Source organism: Oceanobacillus sp. E9 (assembly GCF_001741975.1).
GTDB classification, from domain to species: domain Bacteria; phylum Bacillota; class Bacilli; order Bacillales; family Amphibacillaceae; genus Oceanobacillus; species Oceanobacillus kimchii.
Genome location: NZ_LSNA01000007.1, coordinates 404356 through 430243, shown reverse-complemented (window position 1 = coordinate 430243; position 25888 = coordinate 404356). Strand labels below are relative to the sequence as shown.

General features: G+C 33.1%; 21 protein-coding genes and 1 tRNA gene. 9 read left to right on the top strand and 13 right to left on the bottom strand.

Annotation, left to right across the window (positions count from 1 at the left end):
• Positions 1-62: 62 nt before the first annotated feature.
• Positions 63-2894 (bottom strand): LamG-like jellyroll fold domain-containing protein, encoded by a 2832-nt coding sequence (locus tag AQ616_RS11725; protein ID WP_069685853.1) that lies wholly within the window; start codon positions 2892-2894, stop codon positions 63-65.
• Between the two features lie 604 nt (positions 2895-3498).
• Positions 3499-3753 carry a hypothetical protein gene (locus tag AQ616_RS11720; RefSeq protein ID WP_077596285.1) on the bottom strand — a complete coding sequence of 85 codons (255 nt, stop codon included), beginning with the start codon at positions 3751-3753 and terminating at the stop codon, positions 3499-3501.
• Between the two features lie 694 nt (positions 3754-4447).
• Here AQ616_RS11720 and AQ616_RS11715 point away from each other — a divergent pair.
• From AQ616_RS11715 to AQ616_RS11705, 3 genes are all read left to right on the top strand, one after another.
• Entirely contained in the window at positions 4448-5752 is a 1305-nt protein-coding gene (locus AQ616_RS11715; protein WP_069685851.1) for an aspartate aminotransferase family protein, read from the top strand.
• Between the two features lie 13 nt (positions 5753-5765).
• Positions 5766-7142 (top strand): YjiH family protein, encoded by a 1377-nt coding sequence (locus tag AQ616_RS11710; protein WP_069685850.1) that lies wholly within the window; start codon positions 5766-5768, stop codon positions 7140-7142.
• Positions 7143-7224: 82 nt separating this feature from the next.
• Positions 7225-8583 carry an FAD-binding oxidoreductase gene (locus tag AQ616_RS11705; protein WP_017796385.1) on the top strand — a complete coding sequence of 453 codons (1359 nt, stop codon included), beginning with the start codon at positions 7225-7227 and terminating at the stop codon, positions 8581-8583.
• Positions 8584-8685: 102 nt separating this feature from the next.
• On the opposite strand, the gene AQ616_RS11700 is transcribed toward AQ616_RS11705, so the two are convergent.
• A complete protein-coding gene (locus tag AQ616_RS11700; RefSeq protein WP_069685849.1) occupies positions 8686-10176 on the bottom strand; it encodes a glycine betaine uptake BCCT transporter in 1491 nt (496 codons plus the stop codon).
• A 320-nt stretch (positions 10177-10496) separates the two neighbouring features.
• Here AQ616_RS11700 and AQ616_RS11695 point away from each other — a divergent pair, with 320 nt between their 5' ends.
• On the top strand, positions 10497-11105 hold the full coding sequence (locus tag AQ616_RS11695; RefSeq protein WP_017796383.1) for a peptidoglycan-binding domain-containing protein: 609 nt from the start codon (positions 10497-10499) through the stop codon (positions 11103-11105).
• A 138-nt stretch (positions 11106-11243) separates the two neighbouring features.
• Here the strand turns inward: AQ616_RS11695 and AQ616_RS11690 are convergent, their stop codons facing one another.
• Complete coding sequence (locus tag AQ616_RS11690; protein ID WP_069685848.1) at positions 11244-11540, bottom strand: hypothetical protein; 297 nt, start codon at positions 11538-11540, stop codon at positions 11244-11246.
• Positions 11541-11906: 366 nt separating this feature from the next.
• Between AQ616_RS11690 and AQ616_RS11685 the strand changes: the two genes are divergently transcribed.
• The gene (locus AQ616_RS11685; RefSeq protein ID WP_069685847.1) at positions 11907-12263 is read left to right on the top strand and encodes an MmcQ/YjbR family DNA-binding protein; all 357 of its coding nucleotides are present in this window, start codon (positions 11907-11909) and stop codon (positions 12261-12263) included.
• Between the two features lie 157 nt (positions 12264-12420).
• Here AQ616_RS11685 and AQ616_RS11680 read toward each other — a convergent pair whose 3' ends face one another.
• The 3 genes from AQ616_RS11680 to AQ616_RS11670 all read right to left on the bottom strand — a co-directional run bounded on the left by AQ616_RS11680 (position 12421) and on the right by AQ616_RS11670 (position 15744).
• Positions 12421-13263 carry a TraB/GumN family protein gene (locus AQ616_RS11680; RefSeq protein WP_069685846.1) on the bottom strand — a complete coding sequence of 281 codons (843 nt, stop codon included), beginning with the start codon at positions 13261-13263 and terminating at the stop codon, positions 12421-12423.
• A gap of 146 nt (positions 13264-13409) precedes the next feature.
• Complete coding sequence (locus AQ616_RS11675) at positions 13410-13748, bottom strand: YolD-like family protein (protein WP_069685845.1); 339 nt, start codon at positions 13746-13748, stop codon at positions 13410-13412.
• Positions 13749-15327: 1579 nt separating this feature from the next.
• Complete coding sequence (locus AQ616_RS11670) at positions 15328-15744, bottom strand: Lrp/AsnC family transcriptional regulator (protein ID WP_069685844.1); 417 nt, start codon at positions 15742-15744, stop codon at positions 15328-15330.
• A gap of 114 nt (positions 15745-15858) precedes the next feature.
• Here AQ616_RS11670 and AQ616_RS11665 point away from each other — a divergent pair, with 114 nt between their 5' ends.
• On the top strand, positions 15859-16911 hold the full coding sequence (locus AQ616_RS11665; protein WP_069685843.1) for an oxidoreductase: 1053 nt from the start codon (positions 15859-15861) through the stop codon (positions 16909-16911).
• A gap of 1213 nt (positions 16912-18124) precedes the next feature.
• On the opposite strand, the gene AQ616_RS19930 is transcribed toward AQ616_RS11665, so the two are convergent.
• The 5 genes from AQ616_RS19930 to AQ616_RS11635 form a co-directional block, all read right to left on the bottom strand.
• The gene (locus AQ616_RS19930) at positions 18125-18310 is read right to left on the bottom strand and encodes a YolD-like family protein (RefSeq protein ID WP_240490498.1); all 186 of its coding nucleotides are present in this window, start codon (positions 18308-18310) and stop codon (positions 18125-18127) included.
• Positions 18311-18456: 146 nt separating this feature from the next.
• Positions 18457-18663, bottom strand: a complete 207-nt coding sequence (locus tag AQ616_RS11655) for a hypothetical protein (protein ID WP_069685841.1) — start codon at positions 18661-18663, stop codon at positions 18457-18459.
• 241 nt (positions 18664-18904) lie between these two features.
• Entirely contained in the window at positions 18905-19177 is a 273-nt protein-coding gene (locus tag AQ616_RS11650; RefSeq protein ID WP_069685840.1) for a hypothetical protein, read from the bottom strand.
• Positions 19178-19597: 420 nt separating this feature from the next.
• Positions 19598-20161 carry a GNAT family N-acetyltransferase gene (locus AQ616_RS11645; RefSeq protein ID WP_017796371.1) on the bottom strand — a complete coding sequence of 188 codons (564 nt, stop codon included), beginning with the start codon at positions 20159-20161 and terminating at the stop codon, positions 19598-19600.
• A 565-nt stretch (positions 20162-20726) separates the two neighbouring features.
• Positions 20727-20912, bottom strand: coding sequence for a YjzC family protein (locus tag AQ616_RS11635; RefSeq protein WP_017796369.1), 186 nt, complete (start codon positions 20910-20912; stop codon positions 20727-20729).
• 237 nt (positions 20913-21149) lie between these two features.
• Between AQ616_RS11635 and AQ616_RS11630 the strand changes: the two genes are divergently transcribed.
• Positions 21150-21428, top strand: a complete 279-nt coding sequence (locus AQ616_RS11630) for a YrhK family protein (RefSeq protein ID WP_084822471.1) — start codon at positions 21150-21152, stop codon at positions 21426-21428.
• Between the two features lie 212 nt (positions 21429-21640).
• Here the strand turns inward: AQ616_RS11630 and AQ616_RS11625 are convergent.
• A tRNA-Val gene (locus AQ616_RS11625) sits at positions 21641-21713 on the bottom strand.
• A 569-nt stretch (positions 21714-22282) separates the two neighbouring features.
• On the opposite strand from AQ616_RS11625, the gene AQ616_RS11620 reads away from it, so the two are divergent.
• Positions 22283-24013, top strand: a complete 1731-nt coding sequence (locus tag AQ616_RS11620; protein WP_069685839.1) for an ABC transporter ATP-binding protein — start codon at positions 22283-22285, stop codon at positions 24011-24013.
• Positions 24003-25808, top strand: a complete 1806-nt coding sequence (locus AQ616_RS11615; protein WP_069685838.1) for an ABC transporter ATP-binding protein — start codon at positions 24003-24005, stop codon at positions 25806-25808. The genes AQ616_RS11620 and AQ616_RS11615 overlap by 11 nt, the downstream gene beginning before the upstream one ends.
• The last annotated feature ends 80 nt before the right edge of the window (positions 25809-25888 follow it).

Below are 25888 nucleotides of genomic sequence, written 5' to 3'. Positions count from 1 at the left end.
ACTTATTTTTAATGGTCAGTTTTTATCTGATAAGTTCCATTTTAAAGTATAATTAAAATTCCTTAATTAATAGTGTTGCTCCTCTTCTTAAGTAATAATACACTACCACCAATTGTGGATAATACCAGTCCCAATAACAGCCAATTATATCTGTTGGTTGCAGTCTCCGGTAGTGTTCCTCCTTGCTTTTCATCATCTGATACATTACCATCGTCCCCCGCCTTATCAACGTTAGACTTCGGGTCTTCAACATCGTTTCCCTTTTCTCCTTCTTTGGAACCATCACCGTCTGTTCCGTCGTCAGTTTCATCTTCATTTCCTGGCGTATCATTCTCTTCTTCTAATGCAGGATTTTCGTACAGTGAATGCACTTCTTCGACTGCAAGTACGAAACCATCATAAACACGAACTTCATCCATTAATCCTTTAAATGGTGTATCCCAAAAGTTAACACCTAAACTAAATTGAGCATCTTCTGTTGTAAAGATATTCGGAAAATTATCATTGGAAAACTTTTCTTCTCCATTAATATATACAGTTGCTTTTCCTTCATCAACAGTAAACGCGAAATGTGTCCATTCTCCTGTTGGAATAATGGAATCTGATGTCGCATCGTACCAGTCATCTCCATTATGCGCCCATACTTTGGTGACATTCTGAGCGTTTGGTACAAGGCTTATCCAATTATTTTCTGTTCTAGTCCCAAAAAATGTAGTAGTAAATTCAGTTATCTCCTCAGGTTTCATCCATAACGATATAGAATATTGATTACTAGCAATTAAACCATCAGCCAGCTTTAATCCAGATTGACCATTAAATTTGGCTGCCTGACCAACAATACCATCCGCAAAAGTAATCTCTCCACCTGTATTATTTATCCGATCCCCAGTGATAGTAGCATCCTCGTGATTTCCGGTACGATCTGAAAAACCATCACTAAAATCATAATACGCTGTCAATCCACCTTGTTCACGTGCAGGTACAGTTATGGTTAGAGTGAGCGTTTCCGTTACTTCTCCTAATGTAATTATTGCTGTCAATTCAACCCTCGCATCATCGGATTCAAAGGGTGGCCGATTGACATCGCCTTCTGGTGAAATAACTTCTGGATGGGAGGATTCCCATGAAATTTCTGCCCCTTGTGTTCCCAAGGTCGGTAAGTCTAAGTCGGAAATGGCACGTTCAGGTATGGTTTCACTTAATTCTTGTTTTATGCTATCTACAATTTCTTGATCATCTCTAGTTTCTGTACGACTTCCCCAGACTACTACACCTTCATTTGACATCGCACTAAATGTCATCACCCATTTTTCAGATGTAGGATCATACTGACGAATGAACACACCATCGTATGTTTTATCCTCCACTGTTAACTCCACACGGTAATCATCATAGAGTTCCCATGTCCCTGATACAGCTCCAGAAATAGAATGGTCATCATTTAATTTAACCCATGTTGATTCGGTTAACTCACCGGTAATTTCTTTACCATGGTTCACAAATTTATAGTTACCAATTACATCAGGTTCCGCTACCGCTTCAATCCCTTCTCCTGCATAATGATATGGTGCCGGTACTGGCCAATCATCACTATTTTTAAACATTTGGTGCACACGAACCTGATGCATTTCTCCTTCCTGAGGAAATCGTGTATGTGTCACAATGAACTCTTTTCCAAGTTTCTCATCGATTAAATATGAATTATGCCCCGGCGCCATATATCCTGTCCCTATTCCTGCACCTTCTTCACCGTAGTCTCTCTTAAACAGAAAGTTTCCCATCATTTTATTACCAATTTCTTTATGATCATCATTACCAGGAAAATTACCTACACCAATATCAAAGCTATCAGGAAATACTGCTTCATTTCCAGCAGCATCTACATAAGGACCTTCAATATTTTCTGATCGGAATTGGCGCATTTGATAACCACCATCAGAGGCTAGTCCACCATATGTAATGTAGAGATAATAATAACCTGTTTCTTCATCATAGACTGCATAGGTTCCTTCACCAGATCTTCCAAATCCACCAGCAATTTTTGTACCAAAATATCGATCAATCATTCTACCATCAGAAGTTTCTCCATCTTCCCCTGGGTAAATCGGTGTACCTGTTTCTTTATCCAATTCTAAAATAAAAGTACCACCTGACCAAGATCCGTAAGTCATAAACAAGTCACCATTCTCATCATAGAGAATATTGGCGTCGATCGCATTCGTATAAAGAGCGTTGTTGAAATTGCCTTCTTCGGTAAACCAATCTGGATTTACATCACCAATAATCCCCTCATCTATAAGATTAGAGATATTTGTATTTTCCCAATGTTTATTCACATCACTATTATCATCATAACTTTCGTTGTTCGTAAAACCAGAGTACATAATCGTGTCCGAATATTCATATGGACCTTCTATATCTTTTGATACCGCTATACCAATAGCCGAGCGGATATAAGTAGAAGAAACGCTATAATACAGCATATAAGCACCGGTTGAACCATCTTCCCAGACATAGTCTTTGTTCCAGAATATATCTGGAGCCCATACAGCAAAGCCTCCTGTACTATCCGCATCATCTTCCCCAGCCCATTCAAATGATTCTGCTAGATTAGCAGATAAGTCACCATAGATAGGGTTATTTTCAGGAGTTTGATATTCACTGTCCACTATAGAATTCCAGTTACTTAAATCATTTGATTTAGCAACCGCTATATGTGAACCAAACACATAGTACGTTCCATCTTTCGCTTTAATTATGGATGGATCATGTACAGAAGCCCGATCAAAAGCTATAGATTCGGGATGTGTTTGCTCATTGCCTAATACGGTTATAGGTGCGATGCAGATCAATAAAACACCAAATACTGACACTCTTTTTAAGAAAGTAAGCATAGTTTTTTTCTCCTTTCACCTTTTCCTTTTTTGATAGCGCATTCATTCTTACTTTAAGCTATTTCCCCTTTATAACAAAAAGGTTATTAAATTACGTGAAAAACATTGTTCAAAAATAGATTACCATAATACATAATTTATTAAATATTAATATTAATCTAAAATTTATTCAAGGTAAAATAGTAACATAATACTAGTCTGATAAAACTTTAAGAATTTCGCTTTTAATTATTCTCAACTCACGATATTCGGTTAAATCTATAGCAAACACTCAAACACTCGAAAAGATGCTCCTTTATCATAACCATCCTTAACGTCATGAATCTTAATTTATTGAACCCGTTTTTCTTTAAAATCTTTCTAGAACTGATTCCTACATGCTTCATTGATGTGGCTGTCTGGCTATGTCTGAGTTGCCGGTATCTCTTAATTTAACTAAGTATACGGTATTTGTTTAGTATTATTTTAAGGGGAATAATAATGAGTAACACACACAGGCTTCCCTTCCCACCTTTGATAAAATTTCAAAAAATACCCCCTCTATCTGTGTTACTTCTTTTTTCAGACATTTTCTCATATAATCACCTAAATCATTAAATCTAACTTAATAAATACTTTCCCATAAAAACCCAATAAACATAAAGATAAAAAAACTAAAGGTTATAAGAATATTCAACACGACAGCTAACTTACTCCTACCTATATATCCAAGTACGATACCAATTGGACCTATCAAGAATGTCCATAACCAATAACCATATCCATATTCGTAGATAAAATTAGGCAGCCATAATATTAAACTTATAATAAAACTAATCATTGAAAGTATAATCCATTTTTGTTTTAATACATGTTCCAAGTTACATAACACTCCATACTTCAAAATTTGTATATCTTTCATCTTCGTCTAAATAGATTAATAAATAGAAGAAACGAAAAAATATAGAAAGTAGATATAAATTACTGCAATAGCTATAGCAAATAAATCAAACGAGTTGCAGCCATAAATATTCGATTTCATTTACACCTCTGAATAAAATAAACTAATGATAAGGAATAACGGAATTAACAATAAATTTTGCGATGATTGTACTCTTATAAAATCTCTTTTCATATTATACATACTAACAATTAATAGAATAAGAAAGAAGATATAATATACAATCCATACAATTGTTGGCAACAAAGGACCCATTGTACAACCCCTATCTACAATTTTTTATAATATGCACATTAATTAATGATGATTATATACATTTCCTCACTACCCTTGAAATATATGAGATTTTATCCTGTATTAATTCGTAAACAACATCTACTCTTTCCAATTAAATAACCTCCAATTCTTAGGTTATAAATTAATTAACTGAAAAGTCTAATTACTAAGTAAATTACACAACAAACACGCAGGAATATAATACCAATAGTTTTTTACTATAAAAATTAAAAATTCCCCCTTCATAAATCGACAAATTTATTATATAATTTTTATGCAATCAAATTTATATTTATACAATTATTATACTTTCATGACAATAAAGGAGCTTTTTTCTATGAATAAATCAGATCAACATTGGCAAGAACTTGTAAACTCAATCGGAAATTTCTTAGCACCTAGCATGGCAAAAGATCACCCGAATCTACCTGTTGTTAAAGCAGAAGGTTGTTACTACTACGGAACGGATGGAAAAGAGTATTTAGATTTCACTTCTGGAATTGCAGTAGAAAATGTCGGACATCGTCATCCTAAAGTAGTACAGGCGATAAAAGATAGCGCGGATCATCTTGTACATGGACCATCAGGCGTTATTATCTATGAATCTATCTTGAAATTAGCACAAGAACTTCAAGAAATTATGCCTCCAAAACTAGATAATTTCTTCTTTGCTAATAGTGGTACAGAAGCAATTGAAGGTGGATTAAAGTTAGCTAAGCATGTGACGAAACGTCCATATGTCATTTCATTTACGGGGAACTTCCATGGTCGTTCGATTGGTTCATTGAGTGTTTCTACCTCAAAAAGTAAATATCGTAAGTATCAACAACCATCTTGGTTAACCTATCAATTACCATATGCTCTTCCAGAATACTTACCAGAAGGACAAGACTCAGAAATATTCTTTGCAGAGAAGTTAGAGAAGGATGCAGAATCCCTTTTCAAACATCAGGTAGACCCTGAAGAAGTGGCATGTATGATATTAGAGCCAATTATGGGAGAAGGCGGCTATATCATCCCTCCTAAATCTTGGTTACAAAAAGTACGTGAGATCTGTGATCGTCATGGAATTTTATTAATTTTTGACGAAGTTCAGACTGGATTTGGTCGTACCGGCGATTGGTTTGCTGCACAAACTTTTAGTGTTACACCTGACATTATGGCCATTGCAAAAGGAATCGCAGCAGGAATGCCATTAAGTGCCACTGTTGCATCCAAAGAACTAATGGATCAATGGCCATTAGGTTCACATGGAACAACTTTTGGTGGTAACCCGATTGCCTGTGCAGCAGCACGCGCTTCTCTTTCCGTAATGAAAGAAGAAAAACTCCTTAACAATGCCAAGACAATGGGAGATTATGCATTAACAAAGCTTAACAATCTAAAAGAAAAATATGAGATTGTCCACGAAGTACGTGGAATTGGCCTAATGTTAGGGATAGAACTGAGAGACCCTCAGACTGGTAAACCAGACGGTGATGCTGTAATGGAAGCTTTAAACGGTTGTTTAGATGAAGGAGTTTTATTCTATCTATGTGGAAATGCTGGGGAAGTCATCCGTATGATTCCACCTTTAACCATTAACAAGAAACAAATTGATCAAGGAATCGATGTACTAGACAAAGTTCTAGCACAAATATAAAGGACGTGCTGAAATGAGCAATCAAGCAGAAAATTTATCAGACAATACACCACAAGCCGAAAAAATAGATAAAAATGGTCTAATGAAATTTTTACTCCCTTCCTTATTTGGAGTATTCATTTTCCTATTTCCAATCTTTGATGGTGAAACATTCAATATACCATTAGGCATTATTACAGAATTGATCATCGATGCTTTAACCGCATGGTTACCAGCTATCGTTACGTATATTATGGTGATCTCCACATTATTTACTGTGGTACAAGCAATTTTCAAGCCTGCTTTTATTGAAAAATCTGCGTTGTTTAAATCTCTTTTCGACGTCTCAATATTTTGGACAACGCTTCGTGTGCTTGGAACAATATTCGCGATCATGACCTTTTATAATGTTGGAATTGAAGGAATCTATTCTGAGCTAACTGGCCAAGTTATGTTCGGATTATTAACAAGCTTAATTGTATGGTTCTTTGTTGCTTCGTTCTTGATGCCTTATTTAATTAATTTTGGAGTAATGGAATTTATAGGATCTATCTTAAGAAATGTTATAAAACCATTATTTACATTACCTGGACGTTCGGCAATCGACTTATTAGCTTCCTGGATAGGAAATGTAAACGTCGGTGTCGTTATTACTCGTGAACAATATGAAAATGGATTTTATACTGGAAGAGAAGCTGCAGCAATCGCAACATGTTTTTCAACTGTTTCGCTTCCCTTCTGTCTAGTAATTGCCGGAATGTTAAATGTGGACCACATGTTCCCTGTGTTTTATCTAACAATCGTTATTGCAGGTGTGGTAAGTGCGATGATTATACCGAGAATACCGCCAATTTCTAAAATTCCTAATAGATACTATACAGAAAATCATTTTCAAGAAGATGTTCCTGAAAATATGAATAAGTTTAAATGGGGATTACTACAAGCTGTAAAGCGTGCAAAAAGTGCCGGATCATTTAAAGATCAATTAAAACAAGGAAACGAAATATTTTTAGGAATCGCATTTGTTTTGCTTCCTCAAGTAATGGCAATTGGTACACTTGCACTTATAGTTGCAGAATTCACTTCATTTTTCCAAGTGATTTCTCAACCGATTGTTCCTTTACTCGAACTGATGCAACTACCAGAGGCAGCTGCGGCAGTACCTGCTACAATAATTGGTTTCATTGATATGTTCTTGCCAGCTGTACTAGCATCTGGCATTGAAGCTGAAATTACTAGATTTGTAATAGGAGCTCTTTCACTTGTGCAGATTATCTATTTAACAGAAATGGGTACACTATTACTTATTTCTAAAATTCCTGTGAAAGCATGGCATTTATTTGTTATTTTTTTACAAAGAACGATTATTTCATTACCGATTATAGTGTTAATTGCTCATATGATTTACTAGATTTAAAGTATAATATCGTCTTCATCCAGGAGCGATTTCCAAATCTCTCCTAGTTATTTTTATTCTTATGAGGTGAACAGCAGTGTATATAGAACAACTTATAGAAAAATTAGGAATTGATAATGTCTCACAAAATGAAAGCATCTTATTCCGCCATGGGTATGATGAATCTCCACATAAAGCGGTAGAACCAGATGTTGTTTGTTTTCCAACATCCAAAGAAGAAGTACAAGCCATACTTGAAATCGCAAGAAATAATCAGATTCCAGTGACTCCCTTTGGAACAGGATCAGGACTTGAAGGCTCTTCCATTCCTGTAAATAAAGGAATATCTATTAACTTTGAACAAATGGATAAGGTTGTGGAATTTTCACCTGAAAATATGACTGTTACTGTCCAGCCGGGTATTACACGGTTTCGACTTAATGATTATATTAACTCAGCCGGTCTACAATTCCCGGTAGATCCAGGCGTAGACGCTACCATTGGTGGAATGGTAGCAACTAACGCAAGTGGAACTACCGCAGTTCGTTATGGAGCAATGAAAGATCAATTGGTAGATTTAGAAGTAGTGATGGCTGATGGAACGATTATTCATACAGCTTCAAAAGCAAAAAAATCTTCTTCCGGGTATTTAATAACAAATCTTTTTGCAGGATCAGAAGGTACTTTAGGAATAATAACAGAAGTAACATTAAAGCTTCACCCTATTCCCGAACATACAATTATGGCAAGATGTACATTCGAAACCATTAATGAATGTGCTACAGCCAGTCAGCAATTATTATTAAGTGGTATCCCATTAAAGCGCATAGAATTAATGGACGCAGCAAGTGTTGCTGAAGTTAATCGCCAAAATGGATATAGATTCCCGGTACGCCCTTCGCTTTTCTTTGAGTTTGCAGGTGCAAAGCGAGCAGTGGAAGCTGAAGTAGAGCTTGCTCAATCTATTCTAAATGATTTAAGTTGTGAAAATTGGGCTGTAGCATTAGATCCTGCTGAACAACAAGAACTTTGGAAAGCAAGATATGACCTATCCTATTCTTTTCAATCTATAAACGGAATGGATGAAGTAGGAGCAGATGTATGTGTTCCTATTAGAGATTTACCTGAACTAATAACCTATGCGAGAGAGTTAATTGATGATAGTGGGTTGAAAGGCGGCGTATGGGGTCATGTCGGTGATGGAAACTTCCATACTTTAATTTTATTTGACCCTCTGATTGATGGTCAGAAACAATTAGCTGAATCCGTCAATGAAGCATTAGCAATCCGTGCGATAGAGGTTGGTGGCACGTGTACAGGGGAACACGGTGTGGGAATTGGCAAGCAAAAGTTTCAAGATCTAGAACACGGCAATTCCCTATCTATTATGCGTAATATAAAGCAATTATTTGATCCTGCTGGTATCCTTAATCCAGGAAAGATATTTATAGATTAAATAATATCAAACCTACGATGTATAGAAATTATTATGAAATAAGCTATAAAGAAAAAATAAGTATAGTGATCTTCATTGTATGAAAATCACTATACTTATTTTTTACTTCCTCCAATGACGTTGATCCCTACGAGCAGATTTAAAGAATGAAACACACATCAGAATAATTACCACAGAGAATGGAAGAGCAGCAATAATTAACATGTTTTGCAGACCTTGTGTACCACCAAAATAAACTATTATCGCTGCAACTGCAGATTGCATAAGACCCCACATAATTTTAACAGAGTTTTGTGGGTTAATCGTTCCTCCAGTACTTAACATACCGAGAACGAAAGTCGCTGAATCTGCTGATGTAATAAAGAATATCGCTACAACAAATAAAGTGATGATAGACATTATCATACCTAATGGATATTCATTTAATACACCAAACGTAGATGTTTCTAATGCAAATTTTGATATTTCAGCAATGCCATTCTGTTCTAAGTTTAGTGCAGAGACTCCAAATACTGCGAAGAAAATAAAACATACAATCGATGGGACTAATAACACCCCAAGCATAAATTCTTTAATTGTTCTTCCTTTTGAAATACGCGCAATAAAAATTCCAACAAATGGTGACCAAGATATCCACCATGCCCAATAAAATACCGTCCAATTATTAATCCAAGTTCTTTGATCACCATCTTGAGGAGCTAATCTTAAGCTCATATCAAAGAAATCAGATACATAACTTCCTAATGTGTGTGTAAACATATTAAGGATATATAGCGTAGGACCGATTAGAAATAACATGAGTAAAAGTACAAATGCAAGCCCCATATTAATATTACTTAAATACTTTATCCCTCGACCGATTCCTGACCATGCAGAACAAATAAATAGAATGGTCGCAATCACTAATATTAGTAACTGCATCCAAAAAGTACTCGGAGTACCAAATAAATAAGATAATCCCCCGTTAATTTGTGCAGAACCGAATCCAAGGGTTGCTGCAACACCGACAACTGTAGCAAAGACTGCTAGAGTATCAATAATTTTCCCAGCCGGTCCTTGCATACTATTTCTACCGAATAATGGAACCAATGTCGCACTTATTAACCCTGGAGTGTCTTTATAAAATTTAAAATATGCTAAAACTAATGCTACAATTCCATAAACTGCCCACGCATGTATTCCCCAATGAAAGAAAGAATACTTTAATCCATCGTTAATCGCTTGTTCGGATCCTAGTTCTGCACCAGGAGAACTAATAAATGCATGTGAAATAGGTTCTGCAGTAGTCCAAAATACTAAACCCATCCCCATTCCAGCACTAAATAACATAGCAAACCAAGACAATAAACTAAATTCAGGTTTGTCATTCTCTTTGCCTAATTTAATTTTTCCATATTTAGAAAATATAAGATAGACACAAAATATCAACATTAGCATGACTATTATTAAATAATACCAACCAAAGGTATCCGATATAAATGTTGTAACGTCTGACGTAAATCCTTCTAGATTGCTTGGAGCGTAAGACCCCCACAGGACTACGATAATACACAATGCTAATGAATACCAAAAAACACTCGTAACACTTTTCATTCATACACCTCTTCTTTATTACTTTTCTTTTTTTTATGTATAGGCATCTTATTTAATACCCGACCCGTTATACAATCAAACTATTATTTGGCATGATATTTTAATATCCCCTTGGTTAATTAATACTATAATAGTGATAAATACCGTCAGTTTATAAACCGATCACTAAAGAAGCAAGCATTAAAAAACCGCTTCTATACATCGTATATTAGCGTTTTTCTTATTTATATACTTTGCCTGTAGATTTAAAAAATTGTTTAAATTTATTTGGAGGTGGAACTGAAGTAATGCACCAAATAATTAAAGGAGGATCTATCATAATGAAAAAGAAATGGTTAACGATTGTGCCAGCTGTTGCTTTGACGTTTACACCACTTTACTTTCAACAAGTAGAGGCCTCTAATGACCATCCAGCATCGCAAACGGAGCAGTCTAATTCTGAGGTACCTGAAAAGCTTGAACCAATCTTGGACATTGCACCCGAGCATCAACCCACACTCAAAGTAGATAGTGTAGGATTAGAGGTAGAATTAGTACAAGTGAAGTTAAATCATTTCGGATTTGAGACAGATGTCGATGGAATATTTGGTAGCAAGACTGAACAACAAGTAATGAATTTTCAAAAAGAACATGAACTAATGATTGATGGAATTGTTGGTGAAGAGGCTTGGACAACCTTATTAGCTGAAGAGCGTCAAGATATGTTTACTGTTGATTACGCGATTTTTCTAGCTGAAGAAGAATTAAACAATGACGACCTAATTTTCAGCAGTAATGGTGAACTGTATGTAGATAAAGAAGGAAGAACTTTTTACAACCTAAAAGCATCTAGTAAATCCATGATTGAAGATGGAGGTACTGGAACGGTAGGCTTCTATAATGTATACAGTGATGGAGAAGTTATCTTATCGGAACCGATGAGTAAATAAGACAGTGCAGCAGAGAATATCTGTGGGTGTTCTCTGCTTTTTATAAATCAATTGAAAAATTTGATGTTTTATCCATATGGGATATAACCTATTAGAATACGACAGTTATCTCATCTTACATGTTTCTGTTGATATTATTTAGTTATTCCCGAAGATTTCAAAACTAACTTGACCTGATAATTGAATATAAATAAATGTAAGTAGTAAAATTTCTATTATGAAGAAAAAGAGAAATAGTTTTATTGATGGGTATCTAAGCTGAAGTATATAGAAAGTTAACCATAAAATAAAGAGAATAATCATTATCGGGAGATTAATAGGAATAATATCTGTTGTTTCAAAGGTTAAATATAACCATGCAAGAAATATACCTATTCCTCCAAAGATAATAACACCTAACGTAATGTTAACGATATGAATAATTTTTTTGTTCAAGAATGTTTCCCCCTTTCATTAAATTGTTCATCAAAATTATTAATTATCTCGTCACAAATGGCAATAATCTAATGTTTTATAATGAGTTAAACTTCCCGAAGCAAATGATTAAAAATATCTGTTTATTGTCATTATAGTTTAACTGCATTATTCATATTCCAGCTTTTTATATATTCAGCATATCAAAGTTCTGCTCTTTCATTTATTTTAGTGAGAAAATAAAATCATTGATATCAAAAAGATGATGATTAAGTGAAACACAGATTGTACTAAAATTAATTTGTATACCTTATGCCATAGATAAATATCCCTTAAGTTTAGAAAGTATTGATAATAGGAATAATTTCTTTGGAGGGATTTAATAAAATGATAAGTAGAGAAGATGTTTTCAAATATACACAAAATAAGTATAAAGTTGAACCAGATTATCCTTGGGAAAAATATTCAAATTTTGCCGCTTTAAGACATAAGGATAGCGGAAAATGGTTTGGCCTAATTATGGATATCACTGAAGATAAATTAGGAATTAATGCCAATAAAAAAATTAATGTATTAAATGTCAAAGTAAGAAAAGAAATGATAGGATCATTAAGAGAATTAGAAAATGTTTTTCCTGCATATCACATGGATAAAAATAACTGGGTAAGCATTGTTTTGGATTACACAGAAAATTTAGATGATATTAAGGGGCTAATTGAAGAAAGCTATGAATTAACTTCTTGAATTCCGTTATTTTATATCCTTCTTCAAGTTGATTCCAATACTGAAATTGTCATTTACATCAATATATTCAATATTGAACATTTTTTAGCCAACTCTTATTCAAGTGGCTCACCAAAATTATATTTAAGTATCATATCTTCTAATCTATTTCATCGTGTTAATAGATACTTTTAACGTTATATCCTTTTTCTCTAAATTCACTTAAAATACTTGGATCAATTACAGTATGTCCAGAACCAACAATTACAAGGTATGTCTGTCTGCTCTCGCTCTGTAGTATTTCATCTAGTTTGTTTACCATATTAATATTACGAGTGTCATTCATTTCTTTTTGATATTCATCATCAGCACGATTAAGATCATTAGTTACAATATTAATTAACTCTTCCTTACTGCTACTACTATTACTGTGTACCCAGCTATATCCTAATTGGTTAATCCAATCAGCTTGTTGTTCAAATGTTTGTATCGTATGTTCTAACATTTTGACTTGTGTATCTAAATTGTAGCTACTAAAAACATTATATTGATCTTCTACTGTTTCTAATTCAATAATTTCTTTACCATCTTCTAAGGCTCGTTTAAGGAAATATAAATCAACACCATACTCAGGTCTTAAATCGCTTTTCTCCCTGATGAATGCCCCTAGTATACTTTCTATATACCAAGGTTGGTATTTATTAAAGTTCTCTAGAGATAACTCCTGCGCTTCTAAAATACCTGAAAGTTTTTTTAAAGACTTCGGTGACAACACTTTATCCAAAGTCATACCTTCACTAAATAACGCCAATTTATTGATTTCTTCTGCATTGACTTCAGGTTCTACTACATTAATTTCAGGAAGAATTACATTTGCACTATCATATGCCTCTTCAATTGCATTTGCAAGTGGATAGAAATTTTCATGACCTACATGAATAATCCCTTGTACATACAGAGTTGTCTCACCATTTACTATCTTCCATAGCAATCCACCATTTCCATCATAATCATACGTCATTTTGTCACCATCCCTATTGGTACTCTTCGAAACCTTATATTATCCTTAATAACTCATTATCAACGTAGTGCAATTAATCAGTAAAGTCAAATAAATCGATGTATAACCTAGCCGAAACTAGGCATTCTTCGAGAATAAGGCCTTTTCTATAGAATAGTAACTTTTAAAATCGCATTAAAATTTATTTTTAATTCATGCTCTAAGCCTACCTTTTCAACCACAGTAATATATTGATCTTGGTAATTGATCTTATTAATGTAACCTTTGGTATTATGGTAATCATAATTGTTATAGTACTTTATATTTATTAAAAGATTGTCCTTATGTGCCATCATTAATTGAAATCCGTTTTCTTCTAATTGTTGTTCATCAAGTATAGGCTTCTTCTTTCTGTTTTGTTTTACTTTTAATTGATTTAACATCTCGGTATGTTCAGGCATCATCATAGATGTCCATTTTATTTTACCTCTGTCATTAATACTCATGTTCCTGTTCTCCTTTTAACGAACGTTTGTTCTCATTATATCAATATATTAACAAGTGTAAACACGAAAAAAGTGGAAATCCTGTTAAAATTCGCTTGCTCCTATGTGAACAACTCATTAGAATAGGAAATAAATCAACATATAAGGAATGAAGTTAAATTAGAAAAGAAAATATAAGGGGATATTATGGTTATATACAAGTTTTTACCTATTTGGAATGATGTTGAGGCTGTGAAGAAAGGAAAGTAGGTAAGCGAATTGGCAGACGAATTACTGGACGTGCTGCAGAAAGATTTTTAAGTAAATTCACTAAAAAACGAGTACTAGAAAGAGAGGTTAGTTATGAGTATTGGTAGTTGGGTTGGTATTGTTATAGCTGTTGCAGTTGCATTTGGTTTATTCGATTCAAAGAAAAAGAATAAAAAATAAAACTCCCCTTAGCTATTTTTTGGGGAAAGAAGCATTTTGAAAGTAAGTGGTTTAAAAGTTTATTAGTTTTTATGTATAGAGATTTGAGATAGTGAAAATTTTTGTCAATTAGAAAAAATAATAGTGAACGAGAAACTATCTTCCTATAATGGAGAAATCATTCTTATGGCTAGTTAGAAATCTTGCATGGCGGTTGATGCTTTGAAAGTTTAGATCTTAACAGCATCTTTCGCATATTACTCTGCCAAGTGTATTAGATAAATATAAATACTATTAGATAGGTGATAATTATGAACTCTAACTTAAAGATATATTTTATTGGATTCTTTTTAGCCATTCCTATTATGTTTAGCTTAGTCTCTATACTTTGGAAAACCTTTGTAAGCGGAAATCCATTTTCAACAACTTTAATTGACAATTTGGGTATTCTAGGTGTGTATTACTTTATCATAAGTATCGGTTTTACAATATACTTAAAAAAGCTTTAAAAATATATTTACATTTACTCAGAAAAAGACTTCACAATATAAGAAGTGGTTCCTTTGTAAAAAAGGAACCACTAAAATAATGAGTGAAGAAAGAATATTTACTAAAATACCTTAAAGAAATTGATTTGTATGATAGGTTAATATTTTTTAGCAAATTTCTTCCTCTAGATATATATTTTTTTTGTATCTTTTTTTGGAAGTGTATCAAATAATTGAATATAGATTTCTTCAATCGACTTCCTCACATACATCGTTTTCCCTATACCCATCCACCATCAATCAATATTTTTCTATAAGGAAGACTACCAATATTACTTATTTCATTAGCTTTCATATTACTCGCCCTTCCTATTTTTCTATATTTCACCATAGTTATATAATTCTATAAAACTGTTATTAGCATCCTATAATTAGACAAAAACAGGAATTAGCAGTTTTTAAACAAAAATATGTTCTAAGTAAAACATGATTTTTAATATAAATTTATCCATAAAAAATACCACTTCATTAAAAGTGACCTTTTACATAACGAATTTATAAAGATATATGGGTTACCAAATGATGAATCAATTCAGTTCATTGTTAAAAGTATAACATTTGAATTAGACAGATTTAAAAATTGGTTTCTTTCTTGAATTAGTAATTGAATCATTTAATCATTTTTAACTATCACCAACATTATAATTCCCTAGAACAGATAGTTTATTGGAAAAGGCATAATGCGTTGTATCTTTAGAGATTTGCTCCAGTTCCTCCATCTTTGTACATATAACTTCAGCCATATAATTATACTCTCCGCTAATTCTCCATAGATCGATAACATTGCTGTTCTCTTTACAATAATTCGTTAACTTTTCACAGCTCTTTGTTTTAAATAAAACAAAACCGTGAATTCCTTTATTTAGTTCCTTATGATTTACCTCTACCGTATAACGCGTTATCACATAATCTTCTAACCTTTCAATTCTCGTTTTCACAGCAGGAGATGACATGTTTATTTGTTTACCGATTTCTGTATATGTAAGTCTTGAATTTCTTTTTAATAAATCTAATATTTGGTGATCAATATCATCTAACATTCCTTTCATCCTCTCCGATCACTTTAAAATTTAAAGTTTTTCTTAGTATATAACTTAATAATTCCATTGTAAACAAATCGTCAGAGAATTAAAATTCTATATGAGGTGATTAATATGACATGTTCCATTTTCTCAGATTATAAAATCGGGAACTTAACATTAGATAATAGAATTGTAATGGCTCCAATGACAAGAGGATTTGCCGATAATGAAACCGGTGAAGTTAATCACTTGATTGCCGACTTTTATGGAAAAAGAGCGAGATATGGTGCCGGCTTAATCATCACAGAAGGTATTGTCATCAATAAATTAGCCAAAGGAACTTATGGGATTCCGGGAATATTCACACATCGCCAAACCCTAAGTTGGGAAAAAGTCATAAGAGAAGTACATCAATATAAAACGAAAATTTTTGCCCAACTTTGGCATGTAGGCAGATTAAGTCATCAGGAAATTTTAAAAGGTCATGCACCTGTGGCTCCATCTGCCATTGTTGCTAGCGGTCATGTGCATAGATTAAGGAAACCGTTTCAAGTACCTAAAACTTTAAGTCGTGCGGAAATATATCAAATTATCGATGACTATAGACAAGCAGCAAGAAATGCAATAGAGGCCGGTTTTGACGGTATTGAAATACATGCAGCACATGGTTATCTCATTGACCAATTTATCAATGAGAAATCAAATCTTCGACAAGACGAGTTTGGAGGATCCTTACAAAATAGACTGCGGTTATTAGATTTAATTATTAAAGAAGTAAAGAAAGTTGTGCCTAAAAATAGAATAAGTATCAGAGTTTCTGAAAAGAAAGATGACGATAAAAATTATGTATGGGAGCAACCAGAAGAAATGGTGCGCGCTATTACAAAGATTCTTTCCAAACATCGAATAAAAATTGTTCATCCCTCTGTAGAAAACTACGGTGACGCACTTAAAAATGATCAAAGATCGCTTCATGAGTTATTTAGGAAATACTGGGAGGAAACCCTTATAGCTGTTGGTAATATAGCTCCTAATAAAGGGTCAGCAATTGTTGATGAAAATCAAGCAGATCTAATTGCATTTGGGCAATTATTTATATCCAATCCTGATTTAGTCATTCGTCTGAAAGCGAATCAAGAGATTTTACCTTATCACAAAAAAGAGCAGTTAAAATGTTTAAATTAATATATACGTGAATTTGAAAAACAGGCAGTCAAAATATTGCAACAGACTCTATCAAATTCATTTTATTAAGACCTGCCAACACCCCTATTGAAGAAACTATAGAAGTATTACCTGATGTGGTTAATTTAGGTAAAGCAAGGTACAGATTTTATCTTCTCCCCTGCAAATACTCCCACTTTTCCTAATGAAAGTGAACCGGTTAGATTTGCTGCAATTTTAGTCCTCTCTGCTATACGATAATTAACCTTTCCTTGTACAACGTCAAAAAAATAGTTGTAGCAGTAGGTCTAAATATATGCGGGTGAAACATTCTTTTTAATGCCGAATTATAGCGTATTCTTTTAATCGTTCCCTATATTATCATCTGCCAATACTACTCCGTAATTGCTGATGAGAATACAATCTGTATCAAAATCCGAATACGTAAACCCGACTAGCTTCCTAAATAATTCCGCGATCATCTAGATAAGCCTAAAGTATCCGAAATTTCCCTCGTACTGCTTTAGTATAATCTCCCTACCTTCCGACACTTTTTTACGTACCGAACGTCCGCGGTATGGTTGTAGCTCATTTGCAGAAGTACAGGTAAAAAGTTGTATATGACAAATATAAAAATAGTTCCAAGTGGAAAAACACAGCAAGTATGAAAGCGCAATTAAATTGATGCAGACTACGCTACTAAATATAAGACACCATGGAATATAGAGCCTTGGCGTACCGAGTCTAACTACGCGAAAGTTGTAGCCAAAGCATATAATCCATAAGATCAAGTATTCTAAAATACATCTTTCAAAATTGTATATAAAATAAGCTTCTCACAACTTTTTGAGAAGCTTATTTTTATTTCAAATCCCTCTTAAAAAGGCATACCTATTTCATATACATAGAGATGGAATTATGACATTTAAAAAATGCTATATAAACAAGATTAAAATAAGTAATTTTTTGAAAGAGCCTCACTTATTCGAGTGGCTCACCAAAATTGTATTTAAGTATCATTTCTTCTGCATACCCTCTGTCTATTTCATCCTCAACATTAACGAAATTTAGTATGTACCATTGTCCTTAAATTCCCAACAATGACGCCATCTTTTGATTTCAATTCTTCTTTACAACATCCAAACCAATATGAACCCAATAAAGTTGCCATAAAATCCCCCTCATTATAATTATAGTTATATACCTAAATTCTATAAAAACAGAGATTTTCCTTCTATAATATAATAACTTCTAAACTCACATCAAAATTTATTCTTGTATAATCATCTGAACTTACCTTTTCAACCAAAGTAATGTATTTATCTTGGTAATTGATCTTATCAATATATCCTTTAATATTATGGTAATCATAATTAGTATAATATTTAATACTAATTAGAAGGTTATCTTTATGTGCCATCATTAACTAAAAACTATTCCTCAAGTTGCTGTTCATCAAGTATAGGTTTTTGCTTCCTGTTTTGCTTTTCCTTTAATTGGTTCAACAACTCTCATGCTCAGGCATCATCATAGCTGTCTATTTTATTGTACCTCTATCATTAACACTCATGCCCCTACTCTCCTTTTCACTGGTCCACATAAAAGGATGTTTTCAAACTTAAATGATCGAACTTGTTTTCTATAGTGACAATAAGCAATAACGTGTTCCCTTTTTATTTCAACAACGCTTATTATCCGTTGAGTTACTTCATTATTGTTATCTATATAATAAATCATTACTAATTCCTTCGAATTTTCAAGTAATCCTTTCATGTTCACCCCTTTAATACGAACGTTTGTTCTAATTACACTAAAAAATAAAAAGGTGTAAACATGAAAAAATTAGAATGCTTAGCTAAAATAATAGCCTCAGTAATTTCAATCCTAACTACATACAATTTTTGGTTGACAGCCCAAAAAAAAGTTAGAAATGGAAAAACTGAAGCTAGAAATCAGAAGAACACCATTTGAAAGTATTTGCTAAAAAATTATAGTTAAAAAAATCATTAAAATGTTATTGAGCGTTATTATTCATTTTTTGCTGTTGCATACTGTTTGTCCCACTTTTAGCTGCACCTGCCAATTGTTGACCGCTCTGATTGTTAGTCATGCTTTGTAAAGGCTGAGTCATTTGTTGGGCCATAGGGTTATTTAGTGCATTAGAAATAGTTTGAGGCAAATTTTTAAAGGTTCCGTTTTGCATTCCCTTTCTGATACCGTAAATAGCTGCACCTACAGCACCTATAGCAAGTAAAGAACTCATCATCCCCGATGATCGGTTATTCATTATAGTTTTCACCCTTTCTATCAAAAAAATTATTTTGAAAATAATTCTTTTCTATTGTTTTATAAATTACCTAAATTATACTTAATCATTTTTTATTTTTAGTTATAAAAAAACTCCACAAGTTTTATATGCGGAGTAAAAGGACTAACTTGGAAGTTATTTCTTCTTTTGTATATAGTATCATCAACAATTAGCAATATATACAACATATGTAGCCCTAGCTTTATATGCCAGGGCAAAGTAAACTTTGAATTTAATAATAAAAAAGGTTTATGCCATACAACACAATATATGCAATAGTTATTCTATTGTGACATATTAAAGAACTTTTTAAGGTAGTGGGATGAAAAAGGTTATTAGAAATTAATTATATTGTAATACTATTCTGATAATATGTTGAGCTTCAAAAAAGTTTGGGTATTAATTTTCATCATTTATATATGGTATAAACTTAGGCTTAACAAACATAAAGAATATACCCGAATATCTTTGAATTAATTCAGAGTACTCTTTCTCGATTAATTCATTTTGATTAATCATAATTTCAAAATAATCTTTGTTTTCTTTTAACATGATTCCAGAATTGACGTACCCATTTTTTATATAAAAGTTCTTTCTTTTTACTCTTTGTTCATAGTTTTGAGAATTAGAAATGATAGCCTCTATATTGAGAATTAGACGATTATTTGGATACAGTTCTTTAATCTTCGAAAGTACTGCTCCCCCATACCCTTTTGATCTTTGACTACTATCAATTGCCAAATACAAAACAAATGTCAAATCCTTATTAGTTATTAAATAAGTAAACCCAATAAAGTCATCTTCATCATAAAAACCTATAAAATCAACAAAATCTTTGTCAGCTTTCATTAAAAGAAACCAAAGTGGCAACCTCTCATTCTTCGGAAATGCTTTTATAAATAATCTCTTAAGTTTATTGATATCATTGAAATCTTTTGTTATTTTTTCTAATCTTAATGCCATTATGTATACTCCTCTTATCAGTAATTATACAACTACATTTCATAAAAGTTAACACAAAAAAGAGTGGGATGAAATAGATTTATTAGAAATAGACGCCGTAGGTATATGATACTATTCATTTAATAATATTAACCAAGAAGAACTTAGAAGAAAATACAGACCTTATGGGATCTTATGGTGAATAACCTACTCAGTTAATAGGGTAGGCTCCCCTTTGGATTTGTGTGATAAGAGAAAATGAGCTAAAATGAAATGAGTTTGGGAAAATGTAGAGGAAAAAATAATGGATAATAGTAAAAACAAGCGATTAATAAATATAGCGAACATTTTTACAATTTTTGCTTTTATATATCTAATTTATTCGACTGGTGATATCACATATAGGTATATTGCTTCTATGAATGCTAATCCTCATCTAAACGTAAATCAAATACTCCAATGGAATAGTTTTTTAAGTGAAGTAGCTAATCGTGGTTTTAGGGTATTAGTTTTGTTTGGGATTGGTGCAATACTACGTAGACTTAAAGTTTGAAATTAAGCCCCCCATAGGAGGGCTTTTTCTTTTTTATGATACTTTTACCCAATTGGCAGCTTCATTACTAGATGGAGAAGGAGGAAATTGCTCGCCTTCTTCAACTCTAATTTCAGTATTATCTTGATTAGTTGATCCGCCGTTCACTAAACTTTTAACTTTAAATGTTCCGCTCTCCGGTGCTTTTTCTCCTGTTTTGTAAGTTTGATTGTTAGCCATGTCTCTCCACCTCCTAAATTATTTAGAAAAGCTATGAAACTAACTTTTCTATGTAAAATGTATTCCACTATTTTCTTCAAATAAACTAAAAAAATTAAAATTAGTTCGTACGTCATAATATCTTTAATTATTCATACTTAATTGTTCATGACTATAGAATGATTCCTTCTTGAGGTAGAGTAAAATTTGAATTTTAAGGGAATTAATATAGCAAAAATTGGGAGGAGATTAGCATATATGCAAATACCAAGAATAAAAAATTATAAAGAAGGAAATAAACAAGACTTTAGCATATATAGCCAATCACTAGAAGTTTACTTTCAAGAAAAATATAATTTCTTACAATTAATAGGAGATGTATTAGTAGGAATATTTTTCGTTACAGGTAGCATATTAAACTTTTTCGCTATTACAGACTTCTATGGAAATATTGCATACTTATTAGGAAGTCTATCTCTAACCATTCGACCTTTACTGAAAATACTAAGAAAAACTTGGATTTACAGAAGGAAGTGATATTTCAACAACTATGAATTTTTATGGTCATGCTATCGAAGAAGCAGATAAAATTGCAACAGAAAAACTAGATAATGCACTTTTAGGAAACAGCAAAAACCAATAAAATATAGGAATTGGTCGGCAAAATGTCGGCATTTTGGATATACAAAGAAGAAAGGCTTTTCCTTCATTAAGAAGAGAAAGCCTTTGATATCAAGGGATATTTAGGATGATTCCGATTGGGCTCGAACCAACGACCTCCACCCTGTCAAGGTGGCGCTCTCCCAGCTGAGCTACGGAATCATAAAAAATATGTGACTACAAAATATTATACCCGCTCTATCTACCTATGACAAGCATTTGTTTCTCCACACCTATTCGTCCACTTTCACCTTTGACTACTGTACAAATACATTTCTGGTGTTATTCAAAACTAACATTCTTTAATTCTCCCATATACAAATACTAACTTTTATTTTTTTATACAACTTTCATCAAGTGTTTCTAAAAAGTAGAATTTTTAATACATTTCATCTTCATTATCATAGGACGAAGTCCCGATGAATTTTTTCAAATCAAGTACTGTCAGTAACCTCAAGTCCTATCACTAATTTGAATCAAAATATATAATGGATTGAAAAAGTCTTTTTCTGGGTAAATACAGAAAGTGCTTATAAAATATTTAAACGTGTTCATCTATTCGCAAGCACTCCATTTTTTGTTCTAATTTCAACTTATATCATCATATTAAAAATATCCAAGATCATTTATAAAAATTTCGCATACCGAAATAAATTACTGGATAATAAAGCTTTATCGTCTTATAATAGTAAAAAAATTGTTTTTTATCTGAGATTGAAGGTGGATAATTATTGAGAAATGTTTTTTCATTTATAAAACCTTATAAAGTTCCTTCTATTGTAGCATTTCTACTAATGTTGGTTGAGTTAGCTGTAGAATTGCTGCTTCCTTTATTTTTAGGGTTCATGATTAACCAAGGCATTGAGAACCAAGATTTAGGCAATATTGGTTTTTGGGGCGGTATCATGATTGGATTGGCTTTACTTTCACTTGTTTCTGGAATCATTAATTCCTTTATTTCCTCCCATGTCAGTTTTGCATATGGATATGATATTCGTCAAAAACTGTTTGAAAAGATTCAAGATTTCTCTTTCGCCAATTTAAATCAATACCCGACATCTGCCTTAGTAACCAGATTCACTAATGACATCCGCCAAATTCAAAATACGATTTTTATGGCATTACGTATTATGGCGAAAGCTCCACTTACTGTAATTGGTGGAGTTATCATGGCTTTTATTGTAAATGCACAATTAGCAGCGATATTCTTAGTAACCGTTCCCCTGCTTGTTATTTTCTTATTATTTGTTTTGAAGATTACGAGTAAGTTGTTTACGAAAGTCCAAGGGAATGTAGATAACGTAAATAGAGTCATGCAGGAAAACCTTGCTGGAATGCGATTAATTAAAGCATTTTCACGCAGAGGCTTTGAAGAGGATAGATTTGGAATTGCGAATACTGAGCTAGCTGATGCAACCAAGAAAACATTTCGTATTGTTGAATCCACAGGTCCTATACTTCTACTTGTTATGAATATAAGTTTAATCTTCATTATATGGTTTGGGAATGCACAAACTATTGCGGGTCAAGCTAATGTCGGTGAAGTAGTGACGATGGTAAATTATGCACTAAGAGTATCAATGGCAATTTCTATGTTCTCCTTCATTATAATGGCGATTTCACGAACGAAAGCATCTGCAAAGCGTATCGAAGAAGTGTTAACATTGCGTAATGAACAAGAACAACAAGCTTCATCAGATGATAAAGAAGTGGTCAAATACGGAAAAGTAACATATGACCATGTTTCATTTACATATCCTAATGCAAAACAACCCACGTTAAAAGATATTTCTTTCAACGTTAATCCTGGAGAAAGTATGGCTATTATCGGAGCAACTGGTTCTGGAAAAACGTCATTATTTCAATTAATGCCGAGGTTATATGACCCGACAAAAGGAACCATTTATGTTGATGATCTACCATTAGATGATTATTCTTTTGCAAATTTACGTGACAGCATTGGTTATGTGCCTCAAAGCCCATTATTATTTACAGGAACAATATTTGATAACATCGCTTGGGGAAAACGAGAAGCAACGATGGATGATGTAATTCAAGCTGCTAAAGACGCTCAAATTCATGACACCATTATGCAATTAGAAGGAAAATATGAAACACGTGTCGGTCAAAAAGGGGTAAATCTTTCGGGTGGTCAGAAACAACGTATTTCGATCGCAAGAGCTTTAATTCGCAAACCTAAAATTCTAATGTTAGATGACAGTACAAGTGCTCTGGACTTAGCAACTGAAGCTCGATTTTTACAAGCATTGGAGAGTTATCATTGTACTGTGTTTATCATAACCCAAAAAGTATCGACGGCAAAAAAGTCTGATCGAATCTTATTACTCGATTACGGTTCAGTATTAGATATTGGTACTCATGCACAGTTGCTTCATAAATCAGAGCTATACCAATCCATTGCTGAATCACAATTTGAAAAGGAGGCTCATCATGCGAAATAGTTCCTTAAAGGCACCTTTTCAGTATAAAAGAATTGATATATCGAGTGTAAATGCAGATCAACAAAAAAAAGCCAAAAATATGGGCGCGACGCTTAAACGAATTTGGCAATATATAGCAATAGAAAAAGGCATGCTTACGCTCGTTATACTAATGGTCCTAATTAGCTCAATATTTGCGTTACTTGGCCCTTTCTTAGTAGGAAGAGCAATTGATAACTTCATTATTACACAAGAAGCTAACGGACTCGGGTATTTATTACTTGCTCTAATTGCCGTTTATATCATTCATTCTGTATCCTTGTTTCTACAAAATTTTTGGATGGTTGGAATTGCTCAAAATACAGTTTATACATTACGAAAAAATTTGTTTGAACAATTTCATCGCTTACCAATTTCCTATTTTGATAAACGCCAACACGGAGAATTGATGAGTCGCTTAACAAATGATATAGATAACATTAACAATACCTTAAACCAATCCGTTATTCAGATTTTCTCAAGCGTCCTAACTCTCATAGGTACATTGGTTGTCATGCTATATTTGAGCCCTATTCTTACAGTAGTAGCAATGTCAATCATTCCGGTAATGTATTTTGCGATGCGCTGGATAACTAGGAGAACAGGTCCATTGTATAAGTTGCAACAAAGGCACCTTGGTGAAGTAAATGGTTATGTAGAAGAAATTGTTTCAGGACAACACGTGGTGAAGACCTATTCTCAAGAAAATTACGTTACTAACCAATTCGAAAAAAGAAATAACGATTTAAAAAATACTGGTTTCTGGGCTCTAACTATTTCTGGTTTTATTCCAAAAGTAATGAATATGTTAAACTTCTTAAGCTTTGGTTTAATTGCTTTAGTAGGCGGTATATTGGTAATTGTTTCAGATACTTCCTTAGTAACCGTTGGTACTATCGTAATATTTACAGAATATGCTAGACAATTTACTCGTCCGCTTAATGAATTATCAAATCAATTTAATATGTTGTTATCAGCCATTGCTGGTGCAGAGCGTGTATTTAATGTTATGGATGAAACACAAGAAGAATTAGATGAAAAAGATGCCATTACTATAAATGACACCAATGGTCATGTCGTGTTTAGCAATGTTTCATTCGGATACGAAAACACTAAAACATTAGACAACATTTCATTTGAAGCTAGTCCAGGAGAAACAATCGCTCTAGTGGGACACACTGGCGCAGGAAAGACAACAATTATAAACCTTATCTCCCGCTTCTATAATTATGATAGTGGATTGATTACTTTAGATGGTTTGGACATTAAGAAAATTAAGCGTTCCAGCCTTCGAAGTCATATGGCTTTTGTATTACAGGATGCATTCTTATTCCATGGAACCATTAGAGAAAATATTCGATATGGAAAGTTAACTGCTAGTGACCACGAAGTAGAAAAAGCAGCAAAAAACGCCAATGCTTACGAATTTATTTCTCATTTACCAAAAGGATTTGATACGATTCTTGATCAGGATGGAAGTGGCATAAGCCAAGGGCAGAAACAATTACTTACTATAGCTAGAGCATTACTGGCGGAGCCAAAGATTCTGATCTTGGATGAGGCAACCAGTAATATTGATACAATCACAGAGATTAAAATTCAAGAAGCTCTAAAAAGACTTATGGAAGGTAGAACAAGTTTTGTTGTGGCGCATCGTTTAAATACCATCCGCGAAGCAGATATAATCATGATGATGAAGAATGGGAAAATCATTGAAAAAGGAAATCACAATAGTCTAATGAAACAAAAGGGGTATTACTATGAGCTACATAGCTAATACCTTCTACCTTATTCTAAGTGACAGTATTTGTCATCGGTGATAGACTATCGATATACTAAACAAAATCTTGAGGCAGA

Bases quoted from the DNA above. Each gene is read 5' to 3' on its own strand.
- AQ616_RS11725 (WP_069685853.1), bottom strand. From the start codon at position 2,894: ATGCTTACTTTCTTAAAAAGAGTGTCAGTATTTGGTGTTTTATTGATC.
- AQ616_RS11715 (WP_069685851.1), top strand. From the start codon at position 4,448: ATGAATAAATCAGATCAACATTGGCAAGAACTTGTAAACTCAATCGGA.
- AQ616_RS11710 (WP_069685850.1), top strand. From the start codon at position 5,766: ATGAGCAATCAAGCAGAAAATTTATCAGACAATACACCACAAGCCGAA.
- AQ616_RS11700 (WP_069685849.1), bottom strand. From the start codon at position 10,176: ATGAAAAGTGTTACGAGTGTTTTTTGGTATTCATTAGCATTGTGTATT.
- AQ616_RS11695 (WP_017796383.1), top strand. From the start codon at position 10,497: ATGAAAAAGAAATGGTTAACGATTGTGCCAGCTGTTGCTTTGACGTTT.
- AQ616_RS11685 (WP_069685847.1), top strand. From the start codon at position 11,907: ATGATAAGTAGAGAAGATGTTTTCAAATATACACAAAATAAGTATAAA.
- AQ616_RS11680 (WP_069685846.1), bottom strand. From the start codon at position 13,263: ATGACGTATGATTATGATGGAAATGGTGGATTGCTATGGAAGATAGTA.
- AQ616_RS11675 (WP_069685845.1), bottom strand. From the start codon at position 13,748: ATGAGTATTAATGACAGAGGTAAAATAAAATGGACATCTATGATGATG.
- AQ616_RS11670 (WP_069685844.1), bottom strand. From the start codon at position 15,744: ATGTTAGATGATATTGATCACCAAATATTAGATTTATTAAAAAGAAAT.
- AQ616_RS11665 (WP_069685843.1), top strand. From the start codon at position 15,859: ATGACATGTTCCATTTTCTCAGATTATAAAATCGGGAACTTAACATTA.
- AQ616_RS19930 (WP_240490498.1), bottom strand. From the start codon at position 18,310: ATGGCACATAAAGATAACCTTCTAATTAGTATTAAATATTATACTAAT.
- AQ616_RS11655 (WP_069685841.1), bottom strand. From the start codon at position 18,663: ATGAAAGGATTACTTGAAAATTCGAAGGAATTAGTAATGATTTATTAT.
- AQ616_RS11650 (WP_069685840.1), bottom strand. From the start codon at position 19,177: ATGAATAACCGATCATCGGGGATGATGAGTTCTTTACTTGCTATAGGT.
- AQ616_RS11645 (WP_017796371.1), bottom strand. From the start codon at position 20,161: ATGGCATTAAGATTAGAAAAAATAACAAAAGATTTCAATGATATCAAT.
- AQ616_RS11635 (WP_017796369.1), bottom strand. From the start codon at position 20,912: ATGGCTAACAATCAAACTTACAAAACAGGAGAAAAAGCACCGGAGAGC.
- AQ616_RS11630 (WP_084822471.1), top strand. From the start codon at position 21,150: ATGCAAATACCAAGAATAAAAAATTATAAAGAAGGAAATAAACAAGAC.
- AQ616_RS11615 (WP_069685838.1), top strand. From the start codon at position 24,003: ATGCGAAATAGTTCCTTAAAGGCACCTTTTCAGTATAAAAGAATTGAT.